This window comes from Caballeronia sp. M23-90 (assembly GCF_053574605.1).
Map to the genome: position 1 here is coordinate 1 of NZ_JBSIPA010000360.1, position 6,862 is coordinate 6,862.

Below are 6,862 nucleotides of genomic sequence, written 5' to 3' on the forward strand. Positions count from 1 at the left end.
TGTCGGCTCGGCGCCGCGCCGGCCGCGCTCGAACAATCGCACGCCTAGAATGGATTCCAGCTCGGCAATAGTCTTCGATACCGCCGGCTGCGTGATCGACAGGCTGTCCGCCGCGCGTTGCACGCTCCCGAACTGGGTCACGGCAAGAAAGCATTGCAGGTGCCGGAACTTGATCCGGCCGCTGGTCAGGCTGCCCAGTTCCGCGGCCGACGCAGCGCCAAGAGAGGATTCGTTATCCATCACGATCAGTTATGTCTGAATGCATAAAACGTCATTTTCCATAACTTCACCGCTTCGATAAAGTGTTGATTCACATTTTAAAAGCCGGAGACAAAAATGGATGCTCCCTCATCACTCCTGAGCCCGCGCGACTGGGATTCGCACCCGCCTTACTCCTATCCGGGCTACAAGTCGTCGGTATTACGCAGCCCTTCACGGCCGCTGATTCCGCTCAAGGAAAAACTGAAGGACCGCCGCGTGCCCGTCTACGGCGCGGAAGATCTCGGCAAACTGGATCATGACCTGACCCGCAACGCCGCCAGAAACGGCGCGCCGCTCGGCGAACGCATCATCGTGACGGGGCGCGTGATGGACGAACGCGGGCGGCCGATGCGCAATACGCTGGTCGAAATCTGGCAAGCGAACGCTGCCGGACGTTACGTTCACAAGGCCGATCAGCACGACGCGCCGCTCGACCCCAACTTCCTCGGCGCGGGGCGTTGCATGACGGACAACGACGGGCGGTATCGATTCCTGACGATCAAACCCGGCGCGTATCCGTGGGGCAACCATTCGAACGCATGGCGTCCGAACCACATCCATTTTTCGCTCTTCGGCGAATATTTCGGCTCACGGCTCGTCACGCAGATGTACTTCCCGGGCGACCCGCTGCTCGCGCTCGACCCGATCTTCCAGGGCACGCCGGAACACGCGCGCAACCGGCTGGTCTCGCGATTTTCCATCGATACGACCGAGGAAGCCTATGCGCTCGGTTACGAGTTCGACATCGTGCTGCGCGGCCCGAACCAGACCCCGACGGAGGCTTGAACATGACGACCTTTAGCCAGACGCCCTCGCAAACCGTCGGACCGTACTTCGCTTACGGCTTGTGTCCCGAACAGTACAACTTCGACCTGAAGAGCTTGTTCACGCCATCGATTGCAGACCGGGAATCGGCAGGACAGCACATCAGCATCGTCGGACAGGTTTTCGATGGCGACGAAAAAGTGATCGGCGACGCGGTGATCGAGATGGTTCAAGCCGACTCGACCGGCCGTTATGTCACCACAGTGGCCGAGGCACGCGAGTCCGGTTTCCGCGGCTTCGCGCGGGTCGGCACGGGCACCGATCCCGAGCTTCGCTACGTGGTCGATACAGTCAAGCCGGGCAGCACGGGCAGTGATTCGGCGCCGCATATCGATGTGATCGTGCTGATGCGCGGCATGCTGCTGCATGCATACACGCGCCTTTATTTCGACGATGAAACGGAAGCCAACGCCGGCGACGACGTGCTCGCGCTAGTTCCCGCAGAGCGGCGCGCAACGCTGATTGCGAAGCGTGAATCGGGGACATCGAACACGATTTACAGGTTCGATATCCATCTGCAAGGTCCCAAAGAGACGGTGTTCTTCGATCTTTGAAGCGTCGCGCCATGCGGTAAAAACGGACGTCCGGCATCGATGGTTTATGATGTCGGACGCTCGAACCCGCCTGCACTGCGCCATGAAAGACGATCAAACTCCCAGCCCGCTATACCTCAAGCTTTTCTCCGAAACTGCCCAGATCGAATGGTCCGAGCTGGAGCGATTCTTCGCGCGCGGCGTGTTGCTGAAAGTGGCGCGCGACATCGATCTGGTCAGTGTGGCTGAAGCCGTTGCCGGCGACGATACGAAGCGCGTGACCGAGTGGTTGTCATCAGGCCTGCTCGAACGCACGACGGCAGAAACCGCCGCTGATCTGGCGGACCGTAATCCCGAGTTGTGGGCCGTGGTGGTGTCGCCGTGGGTTTGCGTGCAGGAACGCGGCTAGACACATTACCGTTTAGCGTGTCGTCAGCTTCCGCCATAAGGTCGTCTTGCTGATTCCCAGCGCCTTCGCCGTCCTCCCGCGATCGCCGCCGAACGAATCCAGCATCGTTCGGATCTCATCGGCCTGCAACTTGCGGCTGCGCGCCTTGAGCGATTCCTGATTCGAATTCATTGTTTCTTCCTCGAGCTCAGGCGCTATCGACCGTATCAACCTGGGCGTCAACTTCAACGGCTTCGCGGCCGGATCTTCCAGCTCCAGCGAAATCCTTTCGATCACGTTCTGCAATTCGCGCACGTTTCCGGGCCACGCGTAGCTCGTGAATATCGGCATGACCGGGTCGAGTGCCTTGAGCGCGGCATCGAATGAAACCACGCGCCCGGTGCGCCACAACAATTGCGCGGCCAGTGCCGCTATATCCGCCGCCCGTTCGCGCAACGGCGGCAGGTGCAGATTCAGGATATTCAGCCGATAAAAAAGGTCCGCGCGAAACTCACCCGCCTTCATTCGCTCGCTCAACGCGCGATGCGTCGCCGCGACGATCCGCACATCGACCTGCAGTGGTTCAGTGGAGCCCAGCCGCACGACTTCGCGCTCCTGCAGCACGCGCAGCAACCGGCTTTGCAGCGGCAATGGCATCTCGCCGATTTCATCGAGGAAAAGCGTGCCGCGATGCGCCGACTCGATCAGTCCAGCCTTGCCGCCGCGACGCGCGCCCGTGAACGCCCCCTCCTCGTAGCCGAAGAGTTCGCTTCCCAGCGGCGTTCCCGGATCGACCACCGTCTGGCCGATGCGCGCAAACGCTTCGTCGGCCAGCACGCCCAGACCCACGGCTTGAAAATAATTTTCATCCCAGCGCCGCTCGTGCGCCAGATAAGTCCATTTGCAAGTGACCGTGCAAGTGGATCGCGACAGATCTCCGGTCGCGCGCCAGGTCAGGAAGTCGGTCAGGTCGAAGAACTGCCACGCCGCTGCAAAGATGTGCGGCCTGTTCTCGAGCAGCCACAGCAGCTTCGGCGTTTCCATTTCCGGCGAGATCTTTCCGCCGACATACTTCAGCACCTCGTGACCACCGGCGTTGATGCGCTCCGCCTGATCCAGGGCACGGTGATCCATCCACACGATGATGTCGCGCTCTGCCTGCTCCGATGGCCCCACGGGCAGCGGCCGGCCGCCTTCTCCCAGTACGACGAGCGAGCACGTGGCGTCGAAGCCGATGCCGGCGATCTCATCGGCGGATAGTGCCGACTGCGACAGCGCCTCTCTCACGGAGGTACAGACGGCCTGCCAGATCTCGCTGCTCGACTGCTCGACGATAGAACCGCTTGCATGGAACAACGTGATGTCGTGCTTCGCAGAAGCAACCATGCGCCCGGCAAGATCGAAGATGCCGGCGCGGGCACTGCCCGTACCCACATCCACGCCAATGACATAGCGCGCATTGTCTGCTGCGCCGGATTTCGGGTCTTCTGAAGTCATAGCTTACGGCCTGTCTGGGAAGCGCTGCAGATGTTCAGGCGGACGCGAGCCATACAGGGCCCGCATCCTTCACAAGTCACTCGCGCGTCAAAGATCGACGCTGTTCGGAAGGATAACAAGATCGCGGATGGTCACGTTGCGCGGCCGTGTCAGCATGAACAGCACGGCGTCGGCGACTTCCCTGGGCTGCATCAGGCTGCCCGAGGCCAGCGCGTCGTCCATCTTGGCCTTCGGCCAGTCATCGAGGAGCGCCGTAACGACCGGACCCGGCGCTACTGCGCCTACGCGTATGCCGTGTTTGGAAAGCTGTCGCCGGATGGTGTGCACGAACGCCTGCACCGCGAATTTGGAGGCCGTGTAGATGGGCTCCCACACGACCGGAACGATCCCCGCAATCGAGCTCGTGAATATGATGTCGCCGGATTTCTGCGCAACCATGTGCGGCAGCACCGCGTGGACCGACCGGAACGCCGCGTTGATATTCAGGTTGAGCATGCGGTCCCACTCGTCGGGGTCTCCGTCCACCACTTCACCGCCGACATACGCACCCGCGTTGGCATGGAACACATTGAGGCCGCCTGCGCGCTCGAGAATTTGTGGCAATAGCGTAGAGACCTCAGCCGGACGCAGCAGGTCCATCGGCAAGGGCAACGCGTTCGGCCCGAGTTCTGCGCAGAGTTGTGTGAGCCGGTCGGCAGCACGGTCGACCAACACGACCTTCGCACCTTCGGCGAGCAGCACGCGCGCGCATTCCAGACCAATACCCGATGCCGCTCCGGTGATGGCGGCAACCTTTCCCTTCATCATGTCAGTCATTGACTGCTCTCCTAAATTGCGTGATTCCTTCGTGCTTCAGGCGCGTCCATGCGAAACGCGGGACTGCCGTGCAAGCGAATCGACGACGACTGCAATAGCCAGCACCGCGCCGGTGATCATGAAGCGCAGCGAGGACGAGAGGTTCAGCAACGTGAGGCCGCTCGCGATCGACTGAATCACGATGATGCCGAGCACCGCCGAGTAAGCGCTGCCGCGGCCGCCGAACAGGCTGGTGCCGCCAATCACCGCCGCTGCGATGGCGTTCAGGTTGACGTCGCCGGTACCGGCCTGCTGGCTGGCCGAGGCGAGCCGCGCGGCAGTCAGCACGCCGCCGTGCGCCGCCAAGCCGGCACACAGTACGAAGGCGCTGGTATAGATCCGGCCGACGTTGATCCCGGCACGCCGCGCCGCCTCGTGATTGCCGCCGACGGCGTTCATCGAGCGGCCCCATTGCGTGCGCTTGAGCGCGTAGTCCATGGCGACCGCGAGGCCAAGGAAGACGCCGAACATCAGCGGCACGCCGCGTCCCTGATTGAGGTACGCGACCACGACTTCAAGCAGCACCGTGACGATCACACTGCGCACGAGAAGGCTGCCTGTCGAGGATGCCGACAGATTCGATGCACGGCGGCGCTCGCGCGTGCGCAGGCCGATGAACAGGATCACCGCGCCCGGGACCAGCGCAAGAAGGTAGGAAACGACCGCAGGGATGATGATCAACTGTCCGAGGTTCACCATCGCGGAGCCATAAGGCAGGTTGATCGAGCCGGTCGCGCCGAGCACATACAACTGCATGCCGAGGATGGCGAGCAGCCCGGCCAGCGTCGCGACGAAACTGGGCATGCCGAGACGGTTCAGCAGCAGCGCGTAAAGCGCGCCGACCGCGGCGCCCACCACTATGGCAGCCGCGATCGCCAGAAGCACCGGCCAGCCGTGATTGACCCAGAGCGTGCCGACGAGCGCGGAAGCGAAACCGCTCATCGAGCCAACCGACAAGTCAATCTGGCCGACCATCAGCACACAGACAATACCCAGCGAAATCACGCCGACCGTCGAGCAGTCGAACAGCAGGTTCACGAGGTTATCGGCGGAGAGGAAGACCGGGTTCAGGCTCGTGAACACCGTCCAGATGATGATCAGCCCTGCAACGACGGGCAGCGATCCCAGGTCGCCCGAGCGCACCCGGTCGACAAAAGCGCTGAGCGTGCCGCCGACACCGGTGGCGTGCTTGACGCGAACATCACTGCGATCAAGCAGCGTGGGCGGGGTCGAACCGCCTTGCGTTTCGTTAATCATGATCGTTCCTTGGATTTAGACGCTCTGCCCGGCCTGTTGCCGGCCGGCGCGCCGTGATACGGCATTTTCAGTGGCGCCCGTGATCGCGGCCACCAGTTCCTGGTTCGACGAGTCGGGGTAGAAAACCCCGTTGTTGCGCCCGAGACGCAGCACGACGATCCGGTCCGCCACCGCGCGGACATCCTCCATGTTGTGGCTGATCATGATCACGGCGTGTCCGCGATCGCGCACCCGCTCGATCAGGTTCAGCACTTCGGCTGTCTGGGCGACACCCAGCGCAGCCGTGGGTTCATCGAGCATGATCAGTTTCGGGTCCAGCAGCAGCGATCGGGCAATCGCCACCGTCTGCCGCTGGCCGCCCGAAAGAGACGCAACCACATCGCGCACGCTGGGGATGCGCGCGGAGAGTTCGTTGAGGAGCGTCCACGCGCGTACTTCCATGGCGACTTCGTCAAGGCGCAGCGGGTTCAGTTCGCGCCCCAGGTAGATGTTGGCGACGACATCGAGGTTTTCGCACAGCGCGAGATCCTGGAAGACCGTCGCGATGCCGAGATCGAGCGCTGCGCCCGGATCGGGCAGCGTGACCGGCTGGCCATCGAAGGTGATGGTGCCGGAACTCGGCTGATGGACGCCCGCCAGCACTTTCACCAGCGTCGATTTTCCGGCGCCGTTGTCGCCGACCAGCGCGACCACTTCGCCCGCGTGCACATCGAGTTCAATGTCGGTCAGTGCGGAGACCGCCCCGAAGTTTTTCGAAACGCCGCGCAGGCTGAGCACCAGCTTGCCGGGCTTGGATCGTGTCGTGGAATTGTCAGTCATGGAACGGGTACCTCGATTTAGGTGGAGGGATCCGGTTCGAGCCGGACCCCGTCCTGTACGCGCCGGTCAGTTCGAGATGCCCAGGGCCTTGCAGCCTTCGGCATAGCGGTCCGTGCACAGATCCTTGGCGCTGACGATGCCCTTGTCGACCACGTCGGCCTTGATGTTTTTCGCGGTGATGACGGTCGGCGTGAAGAGCTGCGACGGGGTATTGAAGAGCGTCGTCTGAGCCTTCGGAGCCTGGCCGGAGAGGAAGCCGACAGCCACCTTGGCCGCTGCCGCCGCGACAATCTCGCTCGGCTTCAGGATCGTGTTGTACTCGTCGCCCGCGACGATCAGTTGAAGGCCTGCAAGTGTCGCGTCGTTGCCGGTTACCGGCGGCACCGGGTTCACGCCGGCCAGGCTCCGAAGGCTCAGACGACGCTCT

General features: G+C 62.5%; 8 protein-coding genes and 1 pseudogene. 3 read left to right on the top strand and 6 right to left on the bottom strand.

Translation table 11 applies throughout. From position 1 onward, the window contains the following. Positions 1-240 (bottom strand): LysR family transcriptional regulator (locus ACRXB1_RS26650; protein ID WP_449493736.1); only part of this gene is annotated, 240 nt, incomplete at its 3' end. A gap of 96 nt (positions 241-336) precedes the next feature. Here ACRXB1_RS26650 and pcaH point away from each other — a divergent pair. The 3 genes from pcaH to ACRXB1_RS26665 all read left to right on the top strand — a co-directional run bounded on the left by pcaH (position 337) and on the right by ACRXB1_RS26665 (position 2,028). Then, positions 337-1,047 (top strand): protocatechuate 3,4-dioxygenase subunit beta, encoded by a 711-nt coding sequence (gene pcaH / locus ACRXB1_RS26655; RefSeq protein ID WP_449493737.1) that lies wholly within the window; start codon positions 337-339, stop codon positions 1,045-1,047. 2 nt (positions 1,048-1,049) lie between these two features. After that, complete coding sequence (gene pcaG, locus ACRXB1_RS26660) at positions 1,050-1,640, top strand: protocatechuate 3,4-dioxygenase subunit alpha (protein ID WP_449493738.1); 591 nt, start codon at positions 1,050-1,052, stop codon at positions 1,638-1,640. An 82-nt stretch (positions 1,641-1,722) separates the two neighbouring features. Next, on the top strand, positions 1,723-2,028 hold the full coding sequence (locus ACRXB1_RS26665; RefSeq protein ID WP_062172645.1) for a DUF2288 domain-containing protein: 306 nt from the start codon (positions 1,723-1,725) through the stop codon (positions 2,026-2,028). Between the two features lie 12 nt (positions 2,029-2,040). Here ACRXB1_RS26665 and ACRXB1_RS26670 read toward each other — a convergent pair whose 3' ends face one another. The 5 genes and pseudogenes from ACRXB1_RS26670 to ACRXB1_RS26690 form a co-directional block, all read right to left on the bottom strand. Further along, the gene (locus tag ACRXB1_RS26670; RefSeq protein ID WP_449493739.1) at positions 2,041-3,504 is read right to left on the bottom strand and encodes a sigma 54-interacting transcriptional regulator; all 1,464 of its coding nucleotides are present in this window, start codon (positions 3,502-3,504) and stop codon (positions 2,041-2,043) included. Positions 3,505-3,591: 87 nt separating this feature from the next. Next, positions 3,592-4,320: an SDR family oxidoreductase gene (locus ACRXB1_RS26675; RefSeq protein ID WP_449493740.1), complete on the bottom strand. Its 729-nt coding sequence runs from the start codon at positions 4,318-4,320 to the stop codon at positions 3,592-3,594. Positions 4,321-4,356: 36 nt separating this feature from the next. Beyond that, positions 4,357-5,616 carry a sugar ABC transporter permease gene (locus ACRXB1_RS26680; RefSeq protein ID WP_449493741.1) on the bottom strand — a complete coding sequence of 420 codons (1,260 nt, stop codon included), beginning with the start codon at positions 5,614-5,616 and terminating at the stop codon, positions 4,357-4,359. Positions 5,617-5,631: 15 nt separating this feature from the next. Continuing rightward, the gene (locus ACRXB1_RS26685; RefSeq protein ID WP_062001627.1) at positions 5,632-6,435 is read right to left on the bottom strand and encodes an ATP-binding cassette domain-containing protein; all 804 of its coding nucleotides are present in this window, start codon (positions 6,433-6,435) and stop codon (positions 5,632-5,634) included. A 66-nt stretch (positions 6,436-6,501) separates the two neighbouring features. Beyond that, positions 6,502-6,862: pseudogene (locus tag ACRXB1_RS26690) on the bottom strand (ABC transporter substrate-binding protein); the annotation flags it as partial.